This window comes from Streptomyces sp. NRRL F-5755, assembly GCF_001279365.1.
Taxonomy (GTDB): domain Bacteria; phylum Actinomycetota; class Actinomycetes; order Streptomycetales; family Streptomycetaceae; genus Streptomyces; species Streptomyces rimosus.
Map to the genome: position 1 here is coordinate 1 of NZ_LGCW01000256.1, position 18,350 is coordinate 18,350.

The 18,350-nt window shown below is 71.8% G+C and carries 20 protein-coding genes and 1 tRNA gene; 11 read left to right on the forward strand and 10 right to left on the reverse strand.

Going from position 1 to position 18,350, the window contains the following annotated elements; all coding sequences use genetic code 11:
• Nucleotides 1–95: 95 nt before the first annotated feature.
• The 3 genes from ADK86_RS20180 to ADK86_RS20190 are packed head-to-tail and all read right to left on the reverse strand — an operon-like array spanning nt 96 to nt 1,704.
• On the reverse strand, nt 96–947 hold the full coding sequence (locus ADK86_RS20180; RefSeq protein ID WP_053697817.1) for a helix-turn-helix domain-containing protein: 852 nt from the start codon (nt 945–947) through the stop codon (nt 96–98).
• A 15-nt stretch (nt 948–962) separates the two neighbouring features.
• The gene (locus ADK86_RS20185; protein ID WP_053697818.1) at nt 963–1,478 is read right to left on the reverse strand and encodes a DUF6879 family protein; all 516 of its coding nucleotides are present in this window, start codon (nt 1,476–1,478) and stop codon (nt 963–965) included.
• Complete coding sequence (locus ADK86_RS20190) at nt 1,450–1,704, reverse strand: hypothetical protein (protein ID WP_053697819.1); 255 nt, start codon at nt 1,702–1,704, stop codon at nt 1,450–1,452. Before ADK86_RS20190 ends, ADK86_RS20185 begins: the two co-directional genes overlap by 29 nt.
• Before the next feature lie 162 nt (nt 1,705–1,866).
• Between ADK86_RS20190 and ADK86_RS20195 the strand changes: the two genes are divergently transcribed.
• Nucleotides 1,867–2,058, forward strand: coding sequence for a hypothetical protein (locus ADK86_RS20195; protein ID WP_053697820.1), 192 nt, complete (start codon nt 1,867–1,869; stop codon nt 2,056–2,058).
• Between the two features lie 235 nt (nt 2,059–2,293).
• Nucleotides 2,294–2,983 carry a class I SAM-dependent methyltransferase gene (locus ADK86_RS20200; protein WP_234345945.1) on the forward strand — a complete coding sequence of 230 codons (690 nt, stop codon included), beginning with the start codon at nt 2,294–2,296 and terminating at the stop codon, nt 2,981–2,983.
• A 6-nt stretch (nt 2,984–2,989) separates the two neighbouring features.
• Here the strand turns inward: ADK86_RS20200 and ADK86_RS20205 are convergent, their stop codons facing one another.
• Nucleotides 2,990–4,282, reverse strand: a complete 1,293-nt coding sequence (locus ADK86_RS20205; protein WP_053697821.1) for a DegT/DnrJ/EryC1/StrS family aminotransferase — start codon at nt 4,280–4,282, stop codon at nt 2,990–2,992.
• A 188-nt stretch (nt 4,283–4,470) separates the two neighbouring features.
• Here ADK86_RS20205 and ADK86_RS20210 point away from each other — a divergent pair, with 188 nt between their 5' ends.
• From ADK86_RS20210 to ADK86_RS20230, 5 genes are all read left to right on the forward strand, one after another.
• Nucleotides 4,471–5,295, forward strand: a complete 825-nt coding sequence (locus tag ADK86_RS20210) for a class I SAM-dependent methyltransferase (RefSeq protein WP_053697822.1) — start codon at nt 4,471–4,473, stop codon at nt 5,293–5,295.
• A gap of 321 nt (nt 5,296–5,616) precedes the next feature.
• Nucleotides 5,617–6,714, forward strand: a complete 1,098-nt coding sequence (locus tag ADK86_RS20215) for a phenazine biosynthesis protein (protein WP_078952136.1) — start codon at nt 5,617–5,619, stop codon at nt 6,712–6,714.
• 1 nt (nt 6,715) lies between these two features.
• The gene (locus ADK86_RS20220) at nt 6,716–8,176 is read left to right on the forward strand and encodes an aldehyde dehydrogenase family protein (protein ID WP_107088517.1); all 1,461 of its coding nucleotides are present in this window, start codon (nt 6,716–6,718) and stop codon (nt 8,174–8,176) included.
• A gap of 181 nt (nt 8,177–8,357) precedes the next feature.
• Nucleotides 8,358–9,392, forward strand: a complete 1,035-nt coding sequence (locus tag ADK86_RS20225; RefSeq protein ID WP_158710692.1) for a DUF1611 domain-containing protein — start codon at nt 8,358–8,360, stop codon at nt 9,390–9,392.
• A gap of 65 nt (nt 9,393–9,457) precedes the next feature.
• On the forward strand, nt 9,458–10,309 hold the full coding sequence (locus ADK86_RS20230; RefSeq protein WP_053697823.1) for an SMP-30/gluconolactonase/LRE family protein: 852 nt from the start codon (nt 9,458–9,460) through the stop codon (nt 10,307–10,309).
• A 57-nt stretch (nt 10,310–10,366) separates the two neighbouring features.
• Here ADK86_RS20230 and ADK86_RS20235 read toward each other — a convergent pair whose 3' ends face one another.
• The 5 genes from ADK86_RS20235 to ADK86_RS20255 all read right to left on the reverse strand — a co-directional run bounded on the left by ADK86_RS20235 (nt 10,367) and on the right by ADK86_RS20255 (nt 14,059).
• The gene (locus ADK86_RS20235) at nt 10,367–11,575 is read right to left on the reverse strand and encodes an MAB_1171c family putative transporter (RefSeq protein WP_053697824.1); all 1,209 of its coding nucleotides are present in this window, start codon (nt 11,573–11,575) and stop codon (nt 10,367–10,369) included.
• Entirely contained in the window at nt 11,572–12,093 is a 522-nt protein-coding gene (locus ADK86_RS20240; RefSeq protein WP_031017769.1) for an ImmA/IrrE family metallo-endopeptidase, read from the reverse strand. Before ADK86_RS20240 ends, ADK86_RS20235 begins: the two co-directional genes overlap by 4 nt.
• A 56-nt stretch (nt 12,094–12,149) precedes the next feature.
• Entirely contained in the window at nt 12,150–12,590 is a 441-nt protein-coding gene (locus tag ADK86_RS20245) for a helix-turn-helix transcriptional regulator (protein WP_030596014.1), read from the reverse strand.
• Between the two features lie 325 nt (nt 12,591–12,915).
• On the reverse strand, nt 12,916–13,854 hold the full coding sequence (locus ADK86_RS20250) for an NAD-dependent epimerase/dehydratase family protein (protein ID WP_053697825.1): 939 nt from the start codon (nt 13,852–13,854) through the stop codon (nt 12,916–12,918).
• Between the two features lie 117 nt (nt 13,855–13,971).
• A tRNA-Leu gene (locus tag ADK86_RS20255) sits at nt 13,972–14,059 on the reverse strand.
• Between the two features lie 233 nt (nt 14,060–14,292).
• On the opposite strand from ADK86_RS20255, the gene ADK86_RS20260 reads away from it, so the two are divergent.
• The 3 genes from ADK86_RS20260 to ADK86_RS20270 all read left to right on the forward strand — a co-directional run bounded on the left by ADK86_RS20260 (nt 14,293) and on the right by ADK86_RS20270 (nt 17,049).
• Nucleotides 14,293–15,618 carry a M20/M25/M40 family metallo-hydrolase gene (locus ADK86_RS20260; protein WP_003986765.1) on the forward strand — a complete coding sequence of 442 codons (1,326 nt, stop codon included), beginning with the start codon at nt 14,293–14,295 and terminating at the stop codon, nt 15,616–15,618.
• A 188-nt stretch (nt 15,619–15,806) separates the two neighbouring features.
• Nucleotides 15,807–16,040, forward strand: coding sequence for a chaplin (locus ADK86_RS20265; RefSeq protein ID WP_003986764.1), 234 nt, complete (start codon nt 15,807–15,809; stop codon nt 16,038–16,040).
• A 145-nt stretch (nt 16,041–16,185) separates the two neighbouring features.
• The gene (locus ADK86_RS20270) at nt 16,186–17,049 is read left to right on the forward strand and encodes a chaplin (protein ID WP_053697826.1); all 864 of its coding nucleotides are present in this window, start codon (nt 16,186–16,188) and stop codon (nt 17,047–17,049) included.
• Nucleotides 17,050–17,273: 224 nt separating this feature from the next.
• Here ADK86_RS20270 and ADK86_RS20275 read toward each other — a convergent pair whose 3' ends face one another.
• Nucleotides 17,274–17,462, reverse strand: a complete 189-nt coding sequence (locus tag ADK86_RS20275) for a DUF5703 family protein (RefSeq protein WP_003986762.1) — start codon at nt 17,460–17,462, stop codon at nt 17,274–17,276.
• Between the two features lie 47 nt (nt 17,463–17,509).
• Here ADK86_RS20275 and ADK86_RS20280 point away from each other — a divergent pair, with 47 nt between their 5' ends.
• A complete protein-coding gene (locus ADK86_RS20280; RefSeq protein ID WP_053697827.1) occupies nt 17,510–18,217 on the forward strand; it encodes a hypothetical protein in 708 nt (235 codons plus the stop codon).
• The last annotated feature ends 133 nt before the right edge of the window (nt 18,218–18,350 follow it).

Here is an 18,350-nt window from a genome sequence, read left to right on the forward strand (position 1 = left end):
TGACCACAGCCATCTGGCACAACCGCACCGCCACAGCCCCCGTCACCAGGTCACTGATCGCCTACGACCACTGACCGGAAATCGGAACTACTCATCTAGCCGTCGAGAGCGGCGAGGGCCCGTGTGACCAGGGCCCGCGCGGCAGCGCCGAAAACCGCGTTGCCGGAAAGCTGCTGGAAGGCGCGGACGTACAGGCCGACCTGGCTCGGTTGCGTGAGCGTCGCGGCGGCGTCGAGGGAATCGGCGTGCACCCGGGCGTCGTCGAAGACGGTGAAGGTCGCCATCGGCCAGATGGTCCGCTCGACGGCGAAGGGAATCACGCCCAGGGAGACCGACGGCAGCGCCATCGCGGAGAGCAGGTGCCCGAGCTGGGCCGCCATGGTGTCGGCGTCGCCCATCCGGTGGCGCAGGACGGATTCCTCCAGCACCATCGCGAATCGGTGATCGCCCTCGCGGAGCACGGAGTTACGGCACATCCGCGCGTCCACGGCGTCGCTGACGTCATCCGGCGTCTCCCGGAAGGCCGCGATCGTCCCCAGCAGGGCCGCCGCGTATCCCGGCGTCTGGAGAAAACCGGGGACGACGTCCGAACAGTAGACACGGAACCGCCGGGTGCGCCGGTACAGGGGCGCACCGGACGCCTGAAGGCGGCGCAGACCGGTCCGCTGGAGACGCCGCCACTCGACGTACATCTCCGACGACGCCCGGTTGGCGGCGATCAGATCCGGTGCCCGTCCGGCCGCGCCGCACGCCTCGCACCAGGCGCGGACATCGGCGTCGGACGGCGGTGTCCGCGCATTCTCGATGCGACTGCTCTTCGATTCGTGCCAGCCACAGCGCACGGCCAGCTCACGCTTGCTCAGCCCGGCATCCTTCCGCACGTCCGCCAGCCGCGCGGCGAGCGCCTCGCGAGCCTGCTGGACGCCGGACGACGGGTGGGTGGACATGAGCGCCCGCGCCGGTCAGACGGCGAAGCGGCTGTGCGGGACGGCCCGCTCCCAGACCGATTCGAACGCGGCCGAGAGGTGTTTGAGCAGGTCCGGGTCGTCGATGAACTCGTCCTCGATCACGGCGCCGTCGCCGTCGAAGTGATGCACACGGGCCAGTCGGGCGTCGAAGAGCCAGTAGTCGTTGCCGGGCAGGGAGAGTTCTGTCGTCCGGCGGCGAGGCAGCCAGCGGACATTCTCCCCTGCCTCTATCAGTTCTCGCGTGACGTAGTGCTCCCAGCGGATGTACTCGGAGACAGGTTCCGAGACAATGCGCGCCCGGCGGACGACGACGCCCCGGCCGACCGCGTCCGCGATCGTCTGGAGATAGGGGTCCCACCAGGAGCCCCGGTCGTCCCAGTCGATCCGCTCACCGCGCCGCCACGCTGCGAAGCGTTCTGTCGGAGCGTAGGTGTCGCGCAGCTCCAGGTGAACGGCCGAGTGGACACAGCCGGCGAGAAGGTCAGCAAACGCGGGCGCGCTCGATGACATCACACGCCTCCCTGATCATCGGAATCAACCGGGCCGGAACCCGGACGATGGCTTCGGTGCCCGGCACCGGCCCGTGCGCCGGGGAGGTCGATTCGCAGGCGGTCTGCGTCGCGGCGTCCGGCTTCCAGCCTTGCAGGAGGAGCTCCTGCGCGTCGGCGTCAGCCCACACCGTAGGGCAGTGATCCCGGTCGGTGTGTGGGTCGATCCCGATGAACTCTACGGCCATCGCGGTCTCTCCTGATCTTCTGTGGTCAGGTGCTTGCGCATGCTTGCATCAGCGTGACGACCTGGTCCGACGGCGTCAACGGCGCCTGCAACATGGCGAATTGGCATGCAAGCACATGCAAGTTCGTAGCCGAACGATCCGCGCCCCTCCTAGCGTCGCGGCATGAACGCCAGGACGACCATGACGGAGCCCGTTCACGTGGGTCTGCCCGCCGCCGAACCGGCGCCCGTCGCGGAATGCGACGTGTGCGGGGCGCTGGCCCGGGAGCGGGAGGCGGCGCGCCGGAGCGGGAATCTGAGCAGGATCTCGGACATCAACGTGGAAATGCGCAGCCATCGGGCGGCGGGACGATGAGTGAGCCCACCGTGGGCACGGAGACGCTGTCAGCCGAATGCACGCTGGCGAAGCAGCGCGGATACGAAGACCTGCACGGCGAGTGCAGGCAGACCGGGGGCGACGTGCCGCTTCCGCACTCGTACGGTCTGTTGTTGGCCCGCCGTTGCGGATGTGCGTGCCACCGCGAAGGTGGCGTCACACAGCCCCAGAAACGGTTCGCTCCGCCCCACGCGCACCCCCTACCGTCCGAACCGTGACGCCCCCACCCGACCCTGAAACCCCCGCCCCCGAGCCACCCATCCCCGAGCCCCCAGCCCCCAAAGCCCTGGTTCGTCGTGGCTATGACGTCGTTTCCTATGCCTATCGTGCCGATGACGCCGAGGACGGCGCTTACGCGCCCTGGATTGCTGGTCTGTTGGGGCGGTTGCCCGGTGGGGCCGATGTGCTTGATCTCGGGTGTGGGTGTGGTGTGCCTGTTGCGCGGGCGTTGAGTGGTGCCGGGCATGCCGTTACGGGGGTGGACCTGAGTGAGGTGCAGGTCGGGCGGGCTCGTGGGCTTGTGCCGCGTGGCACCTTTCTGCGCGCCGATGCTCTGGACATCGGGTTTCCCGCCGCTTCCTTCGATGCCGTCGTCTGCCTCTACATGCTGATCCACCTGCCCCTCGCCGAGCAGCCGGTTCTGCTGTCCCGCATCGCCGGATGGCTGCGGCCCGGAGGCACCCTGCTCGTGGTCGCCGGGCACGGGGCCTGGACCGGGACCGAGGATGACTGGCTCGGGGCGGGGGCCGCGATGTGGTGGAGCCATCCCGGTATGGAGACCTACCGGGAGTGGATCACTGCGGCCGGGCTCTGCGTGGAGGGGGAGGAGTTTGTGCCGGAGGGGGATGGTGGGCATGTGTTGTTCTGGGCGCGGAAGTTCGGGGAGGGTGATGGGCTGGGGTGAGGCATGTCATCGGCCCGTGCCCCAGTCCTCCGGGTCCAGGACGGCTGCCATGCGGTCCAGGGTTCGGTCGGACATGGTGGGGCGCAGGGGGAGGCAGACGGCGTGTCGTATGAGGTGGGCTGCGGTTCGGGCGCCTTGTGGGCGGTCGGGTGGGGCGGGGACGGCGCCGAGGGAAGTGGGGCGTGCCGCGTCGAAGCCCGCGGAGCGTAGCCGGGCGGTGGTCGCGTCGGGGTCGGGGGTGGGGACGGCGCAGAGCCAGTACGTGTGTACGGGGGCGGCCGCGCCGTAGACCAGGGACGGGTCGGGCAGGCGGGTCACCAGGCGTCGTGCCACCTCAGCCCGCTCGGCCACCGCCCGTGCGGTGTCCTGGGCGCTGAGCCGCCGGTCCAGGAGGTCCAGCAGTGCGGGGCCGGGGCGTTGCCGGATCGCCGGCATGAGATCCGTACCGGCGAAGGCGCCGACCGTGTTCTGGAGGCCGCTTGCGGTGTCGTGTCCGAGTAAGCCGGCGGCGCTGACCAGGCCGGTGTAGACCGGCCGTGTGGTGAGCAGCGCGAGCAGGGCGTACTTGGCGACCCGGCGGGCCTGCGCGTCCCGCCCCTGCACCGGCCACTCGCGGTGCAGCGCGCGCATCGCCGCCAGCAGGTCCGGCTTCCGTACGACGGCCACCGCGCCGCCCAGCGCCGTGGCGGTCTTGAGCGGGCCGAAGCTGAACAGTGACACGTCGGCGTCCGGGCTGCCCCGGAAGCCCGGGCCGCTGTACGCCTGGGCGCAGTCCTCGATCAGCAGCCAGCCGCGCTGGGCGGCCAGCTCCGCCAGCGGGCCCAGCGGGGCCTGCGTACCGAAGAGGTGGGCGACGACGACGGCGCGCGTGCGCTCGGTGGCGGCTGCCGCCCACTGCTCGGCGGTGGGCAGGAGGGTGCCCGCGTCGAGGTCCACCGGTACCGGCACCAGACCGTGTTCCGTGACGATGCGCCACATGTCGGGGATCGTCACGGCGGACATCAGCACCTCACTGCCACGTGGCAGCGAGGCGGCGGTCAGGGCCAGATCCAGCGCGCTGCGTACGGAGAGGGTGGTCAGGCAGGGGTGGGGACAACCGGGGAAGGGGCTGCCTTCGTCAGCTGGGTGGGCGGCGTCCTCTGGCGCCCGTACGTCTCCCTCTGTCGCACCTGCCCCTCCCTCCGCGAACCGCCGTTCCACAGTCGCCGCCCACCGGTCCGCGTCGCCCTCGCGCCCGCAGGCCGCCATCCCGTACGCGAGATCCGGCCACCCGATGTCGAAGTTCTTCGGTGGATACACCGCACACCTCCTCAGGGGGAGAGACGCACGGCGACGCCCTGTACCTGACCCACAGCGCCCCGTATTGGGCATCTGTTCGGGCGCGGACGGGTAGGGAGGCCGCTGTGACTACTCAGGACAGTGCTCTTCCCGGGAACGGCGCGCCGGCGGCCGGCCCCGCGGCCGGGGATTCTCCGGCGACCGATGCCATGATCCGCGCCAATCAGGCGAACTGGGACGCCCGTACTCCGGTGCACGTGGCCAGCGCTTTCTACGGTCTGGACGGTACGCGTACCGCCGACGACTGGTTCGCCCCGTTCGAGTGGGACGACCTCGGGCCCCTGGCGGGCCGGGACGTCCTGCACCTCCAGTGCCATCTGGGCACCGAGACGCAGGCGTTCGCCGAGCGGGGCGCCGCGCGCACCGTCGGCCTGGACTTCTCCGGCGCGGCCCTGGAGCAGGCGCGGCGGCTGGCGGCGGACAGCGGGCAGGACATCGAGTTCGTCCAGGCCGATGTGCACCGGGCCGCCGAGGCCCTGGAGGGCCGCCGCTTCGACGTGGTGTACACGGGTAAGGGCGCGCTCTGCTATCTGCCCGATCTCTCGCGGTGGGCTCAGGTGATCGCCGGGCTGCTGCGGCCGGGCGGCATGCTGTACGTGGTGGAGTTCCATCCGCTGCTCAACTCCCTGGGGCCCGCTCCGGACCCGGGGCGCGCGCCCGGCGACGAGCAACTGGTGCTCGCCCACGACTACCTGGAGGGCCGGGGCGCCATCCGCAGCGACACGCCGTACACGTACACCGACGGGCCGCCCGTCGAGGGCGCGACGACCAGTTACGAGTGGCGGCACGGCCTCGGGGAGACGGTCGGCGCGCTGGTCGGCGCGGGGCTGACGGTGGATCTGCTGCGCGAGACGGACCTGCTGCCCTGGAAGCGCTTCGAGGCGATGGAGCAGGCGGAGAACGGCTGGTGGCGGCTGCCGCCGGAGAAGCCGCGCATCCCGCTGCTGTTCGCGTTGCGTGCGATGAAGGGCTGAGGGGCTGAGGCGTACGGCTCGGGGCGGCGTACGGTTCGGGGGCGTACGGCCCGGGGCGTCGTAAGGGGCGGTGCCGTACGCGGGTGTGAACGCCCGGCGGAAGCGGAATACATGGGGGCGGGCGCCGTGGGTCCGCATTCCGCGCGTTCAGCAGCGGGGATACGGTTCCGGCCAGCCCCCGCGCGCTTCAAGCCGGAATGCCCGGGGCCGCATTGCGCCGACAAACATCCCATGATCCGGTGGATTGGGTTCGCCGAGTGTCGCCCACCACCCGGCGGTCGGCCGCAAAGCCAGTACAAACCAGCAGAAAGGTGACCCAGCATGCGCGACGTGGACGCCGTACTCGGCACGCCCTGGCACGAACTGCCCTCCGCCGAAGCCGTCGTGGCGGCGGCCATGGAGTGGCACTTCGACCCCGCCACCGGCTCCCGGTTCTGGGTGGAGCGCGCCGCCTCGCTGCCCTTCGACCCGCGCAAGGACATCACCACCGTCGCCGACCTGAACCGCTTCCCCGACGTCAGCGACGAGTGGCGGGACGTACCGGTCGAGGATCTGCTGCCCGCCGGCCTGCGCGGCCTCGGCCGGCCGCCCGTCGTCTGGGAGAGCGGCGGCACCACCGGCGCTCCCAAGCGCACCGTCGACCTCGGCCAGTGGGCCCGTAACACCCGCTGGTGGTCGGAGGTCCTGGACCAGCGCGGTTTCCCCTCGCACGACGGCAATCTGCTCTTCCTCGGCCCCACCGGGCCGCATGTCGTCGCCGAGGTGCTGCGCGACATCGCCCGGCTGCGCGGCGCGGTGTTCTTCCCGGTCGACTTCGACCCGCGCTGGGTGCGCCGGTGCCTGCGGGACGGCCACACCGACCTCGCCCGGCACTACGTCGACCACCTCCTCGACCAGGCCGAGCGGGTGCTCGCCTCGCAGCACGTCTCCCTGCTGTACGCGACACCGCCCCTCCTGGAGGCGATCGCCGAACGCCCGCGCCTGGCGGGGCTCGTCCGCGACCAGGTGCGCGGGATCATGTGGGGCGGCACCTCGATGGACCCCGAGACGCTCCGGCTGCTGTCCGAGGAGGTCTTCCCCGACGCGGCCTTCGGCGGCCTGTACGGCAACACGATGATGGGCGGGGCACCGCAGCGGCCCGCCGTCCCGGGCGACACCCATGCGTGCGTCTTCCAGCCCTTCCACCCGTATGTGCACCTGTCCCTGCTCGACCCGGACGACCTGTCGCGCGAGGTGGCGTACGGCGAGCACGGCCGGGTGTGCATGCGCCAGCTGAGCCCGGAGGTGCTGCTGCCGTACGTCCTCGAACGGGACATCGCGGTCCGGGTCGCGCCGGTGGCGGGCTACGCGGGCGACGGCGTGGCCGATGTGCGGCCCTTCACCGACGGCGGCGCGAAGGTCATCGAGGGGGTATACTGAGATGGCGGACGAGGCGGCGGCCACTGCGGACGGCACCGGCTGCGACATCGGCGTCGAGCGGCCCTCGGGACCGTACCGCTCCGCCAACCGCACCACCCTCACCGACGTCACCGGCCGCCCGGTCGGCGAACTCTCCCTCGCGCCGCCCCTGCTGATCCGCCAGGTGATCAAAGAGATGCGCGCCGCGCCGGGCCAGGCCGCGGACGAGCGCCTCGCTGCTCTCGCGCGGGCGGGGGAGCTGTTCGCGACGGCGACCCTGGACGGCGAGACCCCCGACACGTACTGCCGCCGCCAGGCACTGGTCTCCGGGCTGCCCGCCTCCGTCGTCCGCCGCACCCTGGACCGCGTGGCGCGGGCCGGGCGGGCCGCGGCGGACACCCTCAACGCGCAGCGCCCCTCCGGGGCCGTACCGTTCGAGGACCTGTCCTTCGGCGATCTGGCCGCCGCGGGGCGGACGAGCGCCGGCGCGGCGGCAGTGTGGGTGCGCAAGGGCGATGTCCTCGGCGTCCTGGCGCCCGGCAACCACCCGGCCACCCATGTGGAGTGGCTGGGCGCCCTCGCCCTGGGATACCGGGTGGCCGTACGCCCCTCCCAACGCGACCCGTTCACCCCGCGGCGACTCGTCCGGGCCCTGCGGGAGGCCGGTCTCGCGCCCGGGTACGTGGCGCTGCTGCCGACCACCCACGAGCACGCGGAGGCCCTCGTGGCCGGGGCCGACCTCGGTCTGGTCTACGGCGGTGACTCCGTCGTCGCCCGGTACGCCGGCAGCCGGCGGGTGCTGGCGCAGGGCCCCGGCCGTTCGAAGATCCTGATCACCCGGGACGTGCCCTGGCGGTCCCACCTGGACACCGTCGCCGACTCGGTCGCCGCCGACGCCGGGGTGCAGTGCCTCAACGCGAGCGCCGTCCTGAGCGAGGACGACGCGCCGGGCCTCGCGCACGCCCTGGCCGAACGGCTCGCCCGCCTGCCGCTGCTGCCGCCGGACCACCCCGACGCGGCCCTGCCCGTACGGCCGCTGGACGAGGCACGGCGCCTCGCGGAGCAGTTGCACGAGACGGTCGGCCCACGCCCGGCGGGACCGGACGCGGACCCCGCCGAACGGTTCCTCGCCGACCTGGGCGACGGCAGCGCCGTCCTGCGGCCGGTCGTGGTCCCGCTCGACAGCGCGCAGGACCCGCGGTTCGGCGTCGAACTGCCCTTCCCGTACGCGGCCGTGGCGCCCTGGGAACCGGAGCTGCGCCCCGCCGCGTTCGGCCGGACCCTGGCCCTCACGGTGCTGAGCGAGGACGCCGACCTCGTACGCGAGTGCGTGGCGAGCCCGCTGATCCGCAACACCCACTGGGGCTCCGTGCCCACCCACTGGTCCCGCCCGGGACTGCCGCACGACGGGGCCCTGGCCGAATTCCTGATGGAGTCCAAGACCTTCGCCGGGGAGGCGGCGCTTCGCGGGCCGGTGAGGTGACGGGCCGTTACGGGTATGCGGAACACCGCGCCGGAAAGCGGGCGGCCGGGCGGCCTCTTCGTCTTTGTCCGGAGACCAACCCGCTTTCGTCGAGGTCACCTTCGGCGTTCCACGCGGAAGTTCCGGTGGGTAGGGTTCCGGTATGGTCCTTTCCGGGTTTCCGCGGCTTCCGCTTCGTTCCGTGCTCTTCGCCGACGGAGTTTTCGGCCTTCTCGAAGGCAAGACGGCACAGGGCGTGCTGCGGCACAGCACCGTTCTCGAAGCGGTGGCGGTCGTCGACCGCCTGCACACCTCCGGCAGCACCGCTTCCGTGGTGCCCGGCACCGACGTCCCGGTCGTCTCCTCCCTGGAGGAGGCCCTGCGTTTCCAGCCGGAAGCGCTGGTCATCGCGATGACCGAGTCCGACCACGTCGAGGTGGTGGACGGCGAGGTGAAGCACGCGCCGCGGCAGCCCGGGGACCTCCCGGAATTCTGGTGGGAGCAGATCGCCACCGCCGTGCGCAACGGCCTGCACGTCATTTCCTGCCTCCACCTCCAGCTGCGCCACACGGAATTCGCCGATAAGACGGCGGAGGGCCAGCAGCTGGTCGATGTCCGCCGCCCGTACGACGAGTTGCCAAAGTATTCCGGCCGTCTCCAGCGGTCCCGCGCCAAACTGGTGCACGTGGCGGGCAGCGACTGTGTCGTGGGAAAGCGGACCGTCGCCCTCCAATTGCACCGGGAGGCACAGGCGCGCGGTATCGACTCCGGATACGTCGGCACCGGACAGACCTGCCTGCTGGCCGGCTGCACGGAAGGCGCGATCATCGACCGTACGCCCGTCTTCCAGGCGGCCGGACTCGTCGAGCACCTGGTGCAGCGCGCCGACCCCCGGCACGACCTGCTGATCATCAAGGGCCAGGCGTCCGTGCTGCACCCGGCCTTCGGCGGCCTGGCCACCGCGATCCTCCAGGGCTCGCAGCCCGACGCCGTGGTCTTCGTGCACGACCCGCGCCGCTCCCGGCGCTACCACTGGGAGCACCTGCCCGTGCACGACCCGCGCAGCGAGATCCGCATCGTGGAGGAGCTGGGCGGCGCCCCGGTCGTCGCCGTCGCCACCCGCGGCCGGGAGAATGTCGACAGCCTGCGCTCCCTGGGCCTGCCGGTCGTCGACGTGCTCGACGGGGACGGCACGGCGGTGCTGATGGACGCGCTCGGCCCCGTACTGTCCGGATGAACCGGGCCGCTCCCGGGCCGGTCCCGGGAGCGGCACCCGGCCCGTGATCCCCGTTCCCGAGGAGAATGTGCACCGTGAGTGTTGAAGTCGCCCTGGCCGTACGGGCGCACTTTGCCGAATGCCCGGCCTGGGACGCCGCCGACGGCACGCTGCTGTGGGTGGACATGAACAACGGCGGGATCCACCGCTACCGCCCCGCCGACGGCGCCGACACCGTCACCGAGGTCGACCAGCCGGTGGCGGCGGCGCTGCCCCGGGCGGACGGCGGCCTCGTCCTGAGCCTGCGCGACGGCGTCGCGGTCATCGGGCAGGACGGCACCCGCCGCTGGCTGACCGAGTGGCCGGAGCAGGGCGTACGCGGCAACGACGCGAGCATCGACGGCCGCGGCCGTCTGTGGGTGGGCACCATCGCGGGGGAGACCGCGCCCGGCTGGCTGGCGCGCGTCGACGCCGACGGCACGACGCACACCGCGGCCACCGGCGTACGGCTCAGCAACGGCATCACCTGGAGCCCGGACGCGACCCGTATGTACTACGTCGACACCCCGACCCGCCGCATCGACGTCTTCGACTACGACCTCGACACCGGCAAGGCCGCCAACCGCCGGGTGTTCGCCGAGGTCACCGGCACCGACGGCGTGCCGGACGGCATGTGCGCCGATACCGACGGCGGCGTGTGGGTGGCGCTCTTCCGCGGGGGAGCGGTCCGCCGCTACGCCCCGGACGGCCGGCTGGACCGCGAGATCACCTTCCCCGCCTCGCTGACCACCGCCTGCGGCTTCGGCGGCCCCGACCTGACCGACCTCTACGTCACCTCGGCCCGCCGCGACCTGGGCGACGCCGAGCCGGAGGCGGGCAATCTGTTCGTGGTGCCCGGGGTGGGCCAGGGGCTCCCGGGGGTGGCGTTCGCGGGATAGCGGGCGGATGGGGCCGGGGACGGCCGTACGGCGATCACCCGGCCCGTACGCGTACGGTCACTGCCCGGCCCGTGCCACCGCGGGCCGGACCCGGGCGAACGCGCGGGACACCTCGACCAGCCACGCCACGTCGGCGGAGAAGTCCGGACCGCCCGCCGCGGTGGGCGGCGGCACCCCGTCCGGGCCCGACGGCCCCTCCGCGCCGCCCGGATCGTCCTCGGGCCCCGGCGGCCGCGGCCCGGCCGCCAGCGCCGCCGCGATGTGCGCCGCCTCTACCTCCGCGTGCCGCTCCGCCGCGGCCCCCAGCCCCGGCATCAGCACCGCGCCCGGATCACCGTGGTGCCCGCGCAGCGCCAGACAGCCGTCCCGGATCTCGATCACCCGGCGGTGGAGGTGGAAACGCAGGTCGTACAGGGCCGACAGATCGCTGCCGGTGCTGGACGGCAGGGAGATCTCCGGATGCGCCTGGTGCAGCGCCTGCCACAGCGGGCGCAGCAGCCGGTAACTGCGGTAGTCGGCCAGCCAGCTGCGGGCGGCGGAGACCCGCGGCCCCCACAGCGGGGCGGTCCAGCCGACGATGTTCAGGACCATGCCGATGGTCAGCGTCGTACGGGACACATCGGACCAGCGCATCGGGTTCCAGCCGTACTGCGCGAGGAAGACGTCGGCGTACCGCCCGGCCGGGTAGACCAGCTCGACGACGGCGCCGACCGCCGCGATGCGCAGCCCGCGGCGCACCCAGCGGTGGTCGGTGAGCTTGGCGAAGTGCCAGCAGGCGCGGGCCACCAGGACCTTGCCGACCACGAACGCGGTGAGGTACGCGGCCTGGTAGGCGACGAAGAACGGCTGGTCGCCGGGGTGGGTGAAGACGTTGCGGGGCGGCCCCTGGAGGGTCGCCAGGAAGAACAGCACCACCATCGTCACCGGCACCGCCGAGAGGAGCAGCAGCCGCCGCCGGGCCCGCACGCGTGCCTCGGCCCGCGGGTGTATCCAGTGGATGAGGAGGATCTGCTGACAGGCCAGCACGGCGATGATCCACAGCTGGACCGAGACGTTGTACCAGGTGATGGTGCCGAACAGGGTGCCCGTCCAGCGGACCGGCGTGGACATGGACAGGTACATGCCCTGGCACCCGAACGAGGCGCACAGCGCGATCAGACCGGCGTTGCGGCGCTGCCCGCGCAGCAGGGGTACGAGGGTGTAGGCGAACGCGATCCAGCAGGCGAGCGCGGCGATCGGGTAACGGATGTGGGTGATGCCGGTCATGAACCGTCCTCGCGGCGCCAGTTCAGCGACCCGTGGATACGGCCCAGCACGCTGTTGGGGTCCGGCGCGTCCGCGCCCCCGCGGCGGGTTCCGGCCCGCAGCCGCTCCCCGAGGAGAAAGGCCATGACCTCGGCTTCCTGTTCCTGGGCGTCCGAGTAGTTCTCGCGGTACAGCAGGTCCTGTACGAGGGAGGGGTCGAGGTCCGGAAAGAGCTGGGTCCCGTGGTCCTCGCCGGGCACGCCCACGCCGTGGTGGCCGCAGATCATATGGGCCAGTTCGTGGGCGATGATGTGCTCCTGGTGGTGCCGGCTGGTGTGCGCCTCGTAGACGACGTAGTCCGTGCCCGGGAAGGACAGCCACAGTCCGCACGGTCCCGAGGTGCCCATCGGCATGGCCACGAGCTGGATCTCCCGGTCCCGCACCCGGGCCAGGTGGTCGCACAGCAGCGGAAGGTCGTAGGCGGGCGGGAGCCCGTACGAAGCCAGCTTTTCCCGGCACTGCCGGCGCAGGGCCTTCATCCCGGAAGAAGACCCTCTGCCGTGGCGGCCACGCCAGGGGAAAGGCATCCGGAGCACTACTCCTCGCTGTCGGCCGGCTCGTTCGGCTGCCGGCCGCGCGCCGCGGCCGTGGTGGCGTGCATCTTGCTGACCTCGCGGATGATGCGGGCCAGGGACTTGCGGCCGGAGTCGTCCATGCTCATGGCGCGCAGCGCGATGTCACGGACCTCGGCGTTGCCCATCGCCGAGGCGAGGGCGAGCTGGGAGTCGACCCGGTCGGCGGTGTCGTCGTCGAAGAAGTACGCCACCGGCACCCGGAAGAACGCCGCGAGGGCCTCCAGGTGGCGCTTGGTGGGGTTGGTGCGCTGGCCGGTGCGCAGCTGCCAGACGTACGTCTTGGAGAACGTACCGCCGCTCAACTCACTGCATCCGCGCGCGACTTCCTCGTAGGTGTACTCGCGGCCGTTCGCGCGGATCGTGGTGAACAGTTTGTCGACCTTCCCGGCCAGTGACGACATCGGGGCTCCTTCTCATGCGCCGGGGTGAGCTGCCTCGGAGTGCCAACTCATCCTAGTTGACAGGGCCCTGGCTTGCACTTAACGTCGGGATCGCGTTAGCAGAGATGAACAGAGTGGTTTCCATGTCCACTCACGCGGACGACGGGGGTGTCCGCATGAGGGAGAGCTCGTCGCGGCGGCGGCCGGTCGCCACGGTCGCACGGCGCCGGCGCGATGAGCCGCAGAACGTACGATTCCGGCGTGCGGTCCTTGCGTGTGTACGCAGTTGTCCGCCCAGCCACTCTTTCTCCCCCCTTCTCCGTCTTTCTTACGGAACATGGCCGGCTCATGCGCGGGCCAGGCGCGCCCGCCACCAGTCCACCGTCGCCGCGAGCTGATGGTCGAGCGGTGTCGCGTCCGCGCCGAACGCCTCGCGGTACGCGGACGAGTCCACCACGAACGGCCGGTCGAACTGGTAGCGGACCTCCTGGAGCTCCCGCAGCAGCGGCGATACGAGCGATGCCACGCGCAGCACCGCCGACGGCAGCCGCCGTACCGGAACCGGCCGCACCCGCGCCTGTCCCGCGAGCCTGCCGGTCATCTCCCGCACGGACAGCGGCGGCACGGTCGGCACGTGCCAGGCCCGGCCCCAGGCGCTCTCCCGTTCCGCGACCTCGATCAGCGTCCTCGCCACGTCGGGGAGGTAGGTCCAGCTGTGCGGCGCGTCCGGATCGCCGAGGACGGAAACCGGCTTGCCCTCCAGAAGGCGCGGGACGACCCGGGAGGCCAGATGACCGCCATCGGTCACACCCGGACCGAAGAAGTCCGACGCGCGCACCTCGGCGACCCGGATACGGCCCTTTTCGTGCAGGCTCAGCGCCTGCTCCCAGATGTCGGCCCGGATCCGGCCCTTGGTCCCCGTCGCGGCCAGCGGCAGGTCCTCGGTCAGCTCACCCCGGACCGGTCCGTACCCGTACAGATTGCTCAGCAGGACGAGGACCGCGCCGGTCTGCTCGGCCGCGTGGTTCACCGACGCGGCGAGCGGCGGCCAGTCACGCGCCCAGTGGTGGTACGGCGGCGAGGCGCAGTTGTAGAGCGCGGTCGCATCCCGCGCGGCCTCCGCCAGCCGCTCCGGAACCGCCGCGTCCAGCGCTACCTGCTCGATCCCCGGCTCGTCGGGCCTGCCCGACCGCGTGACGACCCTTACAGAACGCCCCTTTTCGACCAGCAGCCGAGCCGTGGCCGCCCCGGCGGGGCCGAAACCTATGACGACGTGAACACCCATGCGCGAAGGCTAGCGAGCGGACCGGGCGCCCAACGGCGATCTCGGTCACGTTCGGGGAACAAGCCGGGGCCGGGCCGGAAAACGCGGAAGACCCCAGGTGAACTGGGGTCTTCTGGCTGGTGTCCGAGGGGGGACTTGAACCCCCACGCCCGATAAAGGGCACTAGCACCTCAAGCTAGCGCGTCTGCCATTCCGCCACCCGGACCAGGTGTCTGCCGGTCCGGCCCTCGGCCGTTCCGACATGGAAAACAATAGCAAACGTTCAGGGGTGGTCGATCACGGGCGGGCGGCGCCAGGGGCGCGCCCGTGACCAGCGGATGTCGGGAGTATTGCGGCCTTGGGCGCAGCGCCGCCGAGGGGGAGGATGGCGGAGGACCCCCGCCGCGGTCCGGGCCCCCTTCGGGAGGACGGCGCGGCCGTGAACCATGAGGAGGCAGTGTGAGCGAGTCGCAGCCGGCCCGTACGGTCACCGGCGAGGACGAGGTCGTCGACCTGTGCCGGGACCTGATCAGGATCGATACGAGCAACTACGGCGACCACTCCGGGCCGGGTGAGCGGGCCGCCGCCGAGTACGTGGCGGAGAAGCTCGCCGAGGTCGGGCTGGAGCCGCAGATCATCGAGTCGCACAAGGGCCGCGCCTCCACCGTGGCCCGCATCGAGGGCGCGGACCCGTCGCGGCCCGCGCTGCTCATCCACGGCCACACCGACGTGGTGCCCGCCAACGCGGCGGACTGGACCCACCACCCCTTCTCCGGGGAGATCGCGGACGGGTGTGTGTGGGGCCGCGGCGCGGTCGACATGAAGGACATGGACGCGATGACGCTCGCGGTCGTCCGCGACCGGCTGCGCTCCGGCCGCAAGCCGCCGCGCGACATCGTGCTGGCCTTCCTCGCCGACGAGGAGGCCGGCGGCGTCTACGGCGCCCGCCACCTCGTCGACAAGCACCCCGGGATCTTCGAGGGGGTGACGGAGGCCATCGGCGAGGTCGGCGGCTTCTCCTTCACCGTCAACGAGAACCTGCGGCTGTACCTGATCGAGACGGCCCAGAAGGGCATGCACTGGATGCGGCTCACCGTGGACGGCACCGCCGGTCACGGCTCGATGACCAACAGCGACAACGCGATCACCGAGCTGTGCGAGGCGGTCGGCCGGCTCGGGCGGCACAAGTTCCCGGTGCGGGTGACCAAGACCGTACGGTCCTTCCTGGACGAGCTGTCGGACGCCCTGGGCACCGAGCTGGACCCGGAGGACATGGAGGAGACCCTCGCCAAGCTGGGCGGCATCGCCAAGATCATCGGTGCCACGCTGCAGAACACCGCGGCGCCGACCCAACTGGGCGCCGGTTACAAGGTCAATGTCATCCCGGGCCAGGCGACCGCGGCCGTCGACGGCCGGTTCCTGCCCGGCCACGAGGAGGAATTCCTCGCCGATCTGGACCGAATTCTCGGCCCGCGGGTCAAGCGCGAGGACATTCATGCCGACAAGGCACTGGAAACCGGTTTCGACGGCCCCCTGGTGGCCGCCATGCAGTCGGCACTGAAGGCCGAGGACCCGATCGCGCGGGCCGTTCCGTACATGCTCTCCGGCGGTACGGACGCGAAGTCGTTCGACGACCTCGGAATCCGGTGCTTCGGTTTCGCGCCGCTGCGGCTGCCGCCGGAGCTGGACTTCGCCGGAATGTTCCACGGCGTGGACGAGCGGGTACCGGTGGACGGACTGAAGTTCGGGACGCGCGTGCTCGACCGGTTCATCGAGCAGAGCTGAGGTGAATTCCCGTGCCGGCGCACGGGACTTCCCCCGCCCGGCCTCGCACGCAGTCCGGGCAATCGCCCAGGCGTGCGTATTTAGCCGGAACGAGTGAATGCCGTCATAGGCTCGTAGCTTCATCACCTTCTCCTCGTTGCAGAGGGTGCGGTCCGCGGCTGGGACCGCATTGCCAACAAGGAGGAATAATGATCAAGAAGGTCGTCGCCGCCGCGGCTGCCACCGGTGGTCTGGTGCTCGCCGGCGCGGGCATCGCCGTCGCCGACGCGGGGACGCAGGGCGCCGCCCTGAACTCCCCGGGCGTCATTTCGGGCAACGCCGTCCAGATCCCGATCCACGTGCCGATCAACCTGTGCGGCAACACGATTGACATCATCGGGCTGCTGAACCCTGCCTTTGGCAACACCTGCGTCAACGACTGACGCGGTGCCTGAACCCGTAAGGCTGTAATCCCGGTCGGCTCCGGAGTGCGCGCCATGCACTCCGGAGCCGACGGTTGTTCCGGCGCGCGGACGCCCGGCGTTCCGCGGGTCATTCGGCAGGTCAATGGCAGGGGAGAGCGAACCTATGCGACAGGTCGGGAAAAAGGGCCTGATCACGATGGCGGCAGCGAGCGGCGTACTGGCCGTCGCGAGCGGCTACGCGCACGCGGATGCCGGTGCGCAGGGGAATGCGGCGCATTCCCCGGGGGTGTTGGCAGGAAATGCCGGCCAACTCCCCGTGGACATTCCGGTGCAAGCCTGCGGCAATTCCGCGAACGTCGTCGGACTGCTGAATCCCGCCATGGGAAACGGGTGCGGCAGCGTCGGCGGTTCCCATGGCGGCGCGCACGGCGACCGGCGTCACGGCGGCAGCGGCCAGGGCGGTGCCGGCGCGCAGGGCTCGGCGCAGGGCTCGCCGGGCGTCGCCTCGGGCAACCACGTACAGGCGCCGGTCCACGCGCCGGTCAACGCCTGCGGGAATTCCGTCAACGTCGTCGGACTCGGCAACCCCGTCAACGCCAACGGCTGCGCCGCCGACGGCAGCAGCACCGGCGACGGCACCGGAACCGGCACCGACCACCAGGCGCCGCATCGCCCGGGCCCGCGGGACCCGCGGCCGTCCGGCGACGGCCCGCGTCAGCCGGGCGGCCCCGCCGCCCCGGCCGATGACCGCGCGGGCGAACCGGCGACCCCGGCGGAACGGCAGGCGCCGCACACGACGGACACGGCGGGCGCCGTACAGGAACGGGGGCCGCGCGCCCAGCTGGAGGAGTCCGCTCCGCATACGCAGATCGTCACCCCGCCCAAGCGGGACAAGGCGGCGGGCGAGGAGGAGGGGAACCTCGCCCAGACCGGCGCGGGTGCGCTCGGCCTCGCGCTGCCCGCGAGCGCGGGCCTGCTGATCGGCGGTGCGGTGCTCTACCGCCGCGCGCGTTCCGCACGCGGCTGAAGGGGCCGGCGGGCGGGCCCTACGGACCCGCTCGCGTACGGCACTTGCAGGACCGGCCACCGGCGCGCTGTGTGGCGGTCGGTCCTCCACCGGCCCGGCCCCGGCGTCGGACCGGTACGGCGGAGCGGGCCCCGCGTCGGCGGGGCCCGCTCCGCCGTGTCCGGGTGGGGGCCGCGGAGGCGGCGGTCACCTCGAACGGCGTGTGCCGCGGCGGCCGTGGCCGCTCACCAGGTCGCGCGGATCTGGCGGATGATCCGGCGGCGCAGCCGCACCCGGCGGCTGCCGTCGGGATTGAGGCGCAGGCGGTCCAACTCCCAGTGTCCGTACTCGGCATGGTCGGTCAGCAGGCGTGTGGCGGCCTTGCGGGAGACCCCTCGCGGCACATACACATCGCAGAATTCGTATTCCGGCATCGCATCTATTGTGCGGGACCGGCCCCGGTACGGATAGCGTCTGCACTATGTCTGATGCTGCGCAGCCTTCCGCTGCCGAGGTACGTGCCGCCGCCGAGGCGGTCAAAGCCGCGCTGGACCGTCACCTCGACGCGGTCGAACACCGCTCGGGCCAGGACGACCCCGCCGTCTACGCCGCGTTCGACGAACTCGCCGCGGCGGCTGAGGCGTACGACGAGCTGCTGTACGACACCTATGACGAGGTCACTCCCTTCGAGATCCCCGGCAACGACACGCTGCCCGCCTACGCGGGGCCGGAGGAACCCAGCGCGCTGAGCGTGCTGATCCGGCGGGACTACGCGGTGGCCGAACCGCAGCGGCTGCTGTCGCAGGCCCAGCGGATCGCCGACCTCGACCCCGAATCGGCCGCCGACGCCGCGGCCGAGGCCAGGGCGGTCAACGGCGGTACGGGATCGGTGGCCGGCGTGGTCGGCAGCAGTGTGCACGCGGCGCTGGGTGTGCTCTTCGGGGAGTTCGAACCGGACGAGATCGCCACCCGGCACAAGGAGTTCGGTCTGGAGGAGGGCGACTCCACGCTGTGGGTGGTCGCCGCCGACGAGATGCCCGAGCCCGGGGAATGGCTCTCCGCACCGTTCGACCAGACCGACCCGCAGCGGGTGGTGTGCCGCTTCGACGTCAGCTCCGTCTTCGACGAGGACCTGGAAACCGACGCGGACGACGACGATGTGCTGGAGCGGCTCGACGGGGAAAGGTGAGGGGCGGGCCTCCCCAGGGACCGGCCGCGCGCTCGCCGAGTGCCGGGAGGCCGGGGGCGGTCTTCGGCCGATTCCCGGGTGGTCTTTGGTCGGATCCGGTGCGGCCGGGGCGGACGGTGACGTAGCTCGGGCT

Bases quoted from the DNA above. Each gene is read 5' to 3' on its own strand.
- ADK86_RS20180 (WP_053697817.1), bottom strand. From the start codon at position 947: ATGTCCACCCACCCGTCGTCCGGCGTCCAGCAGGCTCGCGAGGCGCTC.
- ADK86_RS20185 (WP_053697818.1), bottom strand. From the start codon at position 1,478: ATGTCATCGAGCGCGCCCGCGTTTGCTGACCTTCTCGCCGGCTGTGTC.
- ADK86_RS20190 (WP_053697819.1), bottom strand. From the start codon at position 1,704: ATGGCCGTAGAGTTCATCGGGATCGACCCACACACCGACCGGGATCAC.
- ADK86_RS20195 (WP_053697820.1), top strand. From the start codon at position 1,867: ATGAACGCCAGGACGACCATGACGGAGCCCGTTCACGTGGGTCTGCCC.
- ADK86_RS20210 (WP_053697822.1), top strand. From the start codon at position 4,471: ATGATCCGCGCCAATCAGGCGAACTGGGACGCCCGTACTCCGGTGCAC.
- ADK86_RS20215 (WP_078952136.1), top strand. From the start codon at position 5,617: ATGCGCGACGTGGACGCCGTACTCGGCACGCCCTGGCACGAACTGCCC.
- ADK86_RS20220 (WP_107088517.1), top strand. From the start codon at position 6,716: ATGGCGGACGAGGCGGCGGCCACTGCGGACGGCACCGGCTGCGACATC.
- ADK86_RS20230 (WP_053697823.1), top strand. From the start codon at position 9,458: ATGTGCACCGTGAGTGTTGAAGTCGCCCTGGCCGTACGGGCGCACTTT.
- ADK86_RS20235 (WP_053697824.1), bottom strand. From the start codon at position 11,575: ATGACCGGCATCACCCACATCCGTTACCCGATCGCCGCGCTCGCCTGC.
- ADK86_RS20240 (WP_031017769.1), bottom strand. From the start codon at position 12,093: ATGAAGGCCCTGCGCCGGCAGTGCCGGGAAAAGCTGGCTTCGTACGGG.
- ADK86_RS20245 (WP_030596014.1), bottom strand. From the start codon at position 12,590: ATGTCGTCACTGGCCGGGAAGGTCGACAAACTGTTCACCACGATCCGC.
- ADK86_RS20250 (WP_053697825.1), bottom strand. From the start codon at position 13,854: ATGGGTGTTCACGTCGTCATAGGTTTCGGCCCCGCCGGGGCGGCCACG.
- ADK86_RS20265 (WP_003986764.1), top strand. From the start codon at position 15,807: ATGATCAAGAAGGTCGTCGCCGCCGCGGCTGCCACCGGTGGTCTGGTG.
- ADK86_RS20270 (WP_053697826.1), top strand. From the start codon at position 16,186: ATGCGACAGGTCGGGAAAAAGGGCCTGATCACGATGGCGGCAGCGAGC.
- ADK86_RS20275 (WP_003986762.1), bottom strand. From the start codon at position 17,462: ATGCCGGAATACGAATTCTGCGATGTGTATGTGCCGCGAGGGGTCTCC.
- ADK86_RS20280 (WP_053697827.1), top strand. From the start codon at position 17,510: ATGTCTGATGCTGCGCAGCCTTCCGCTGCCGAGGTACGTGCCGCCGCC.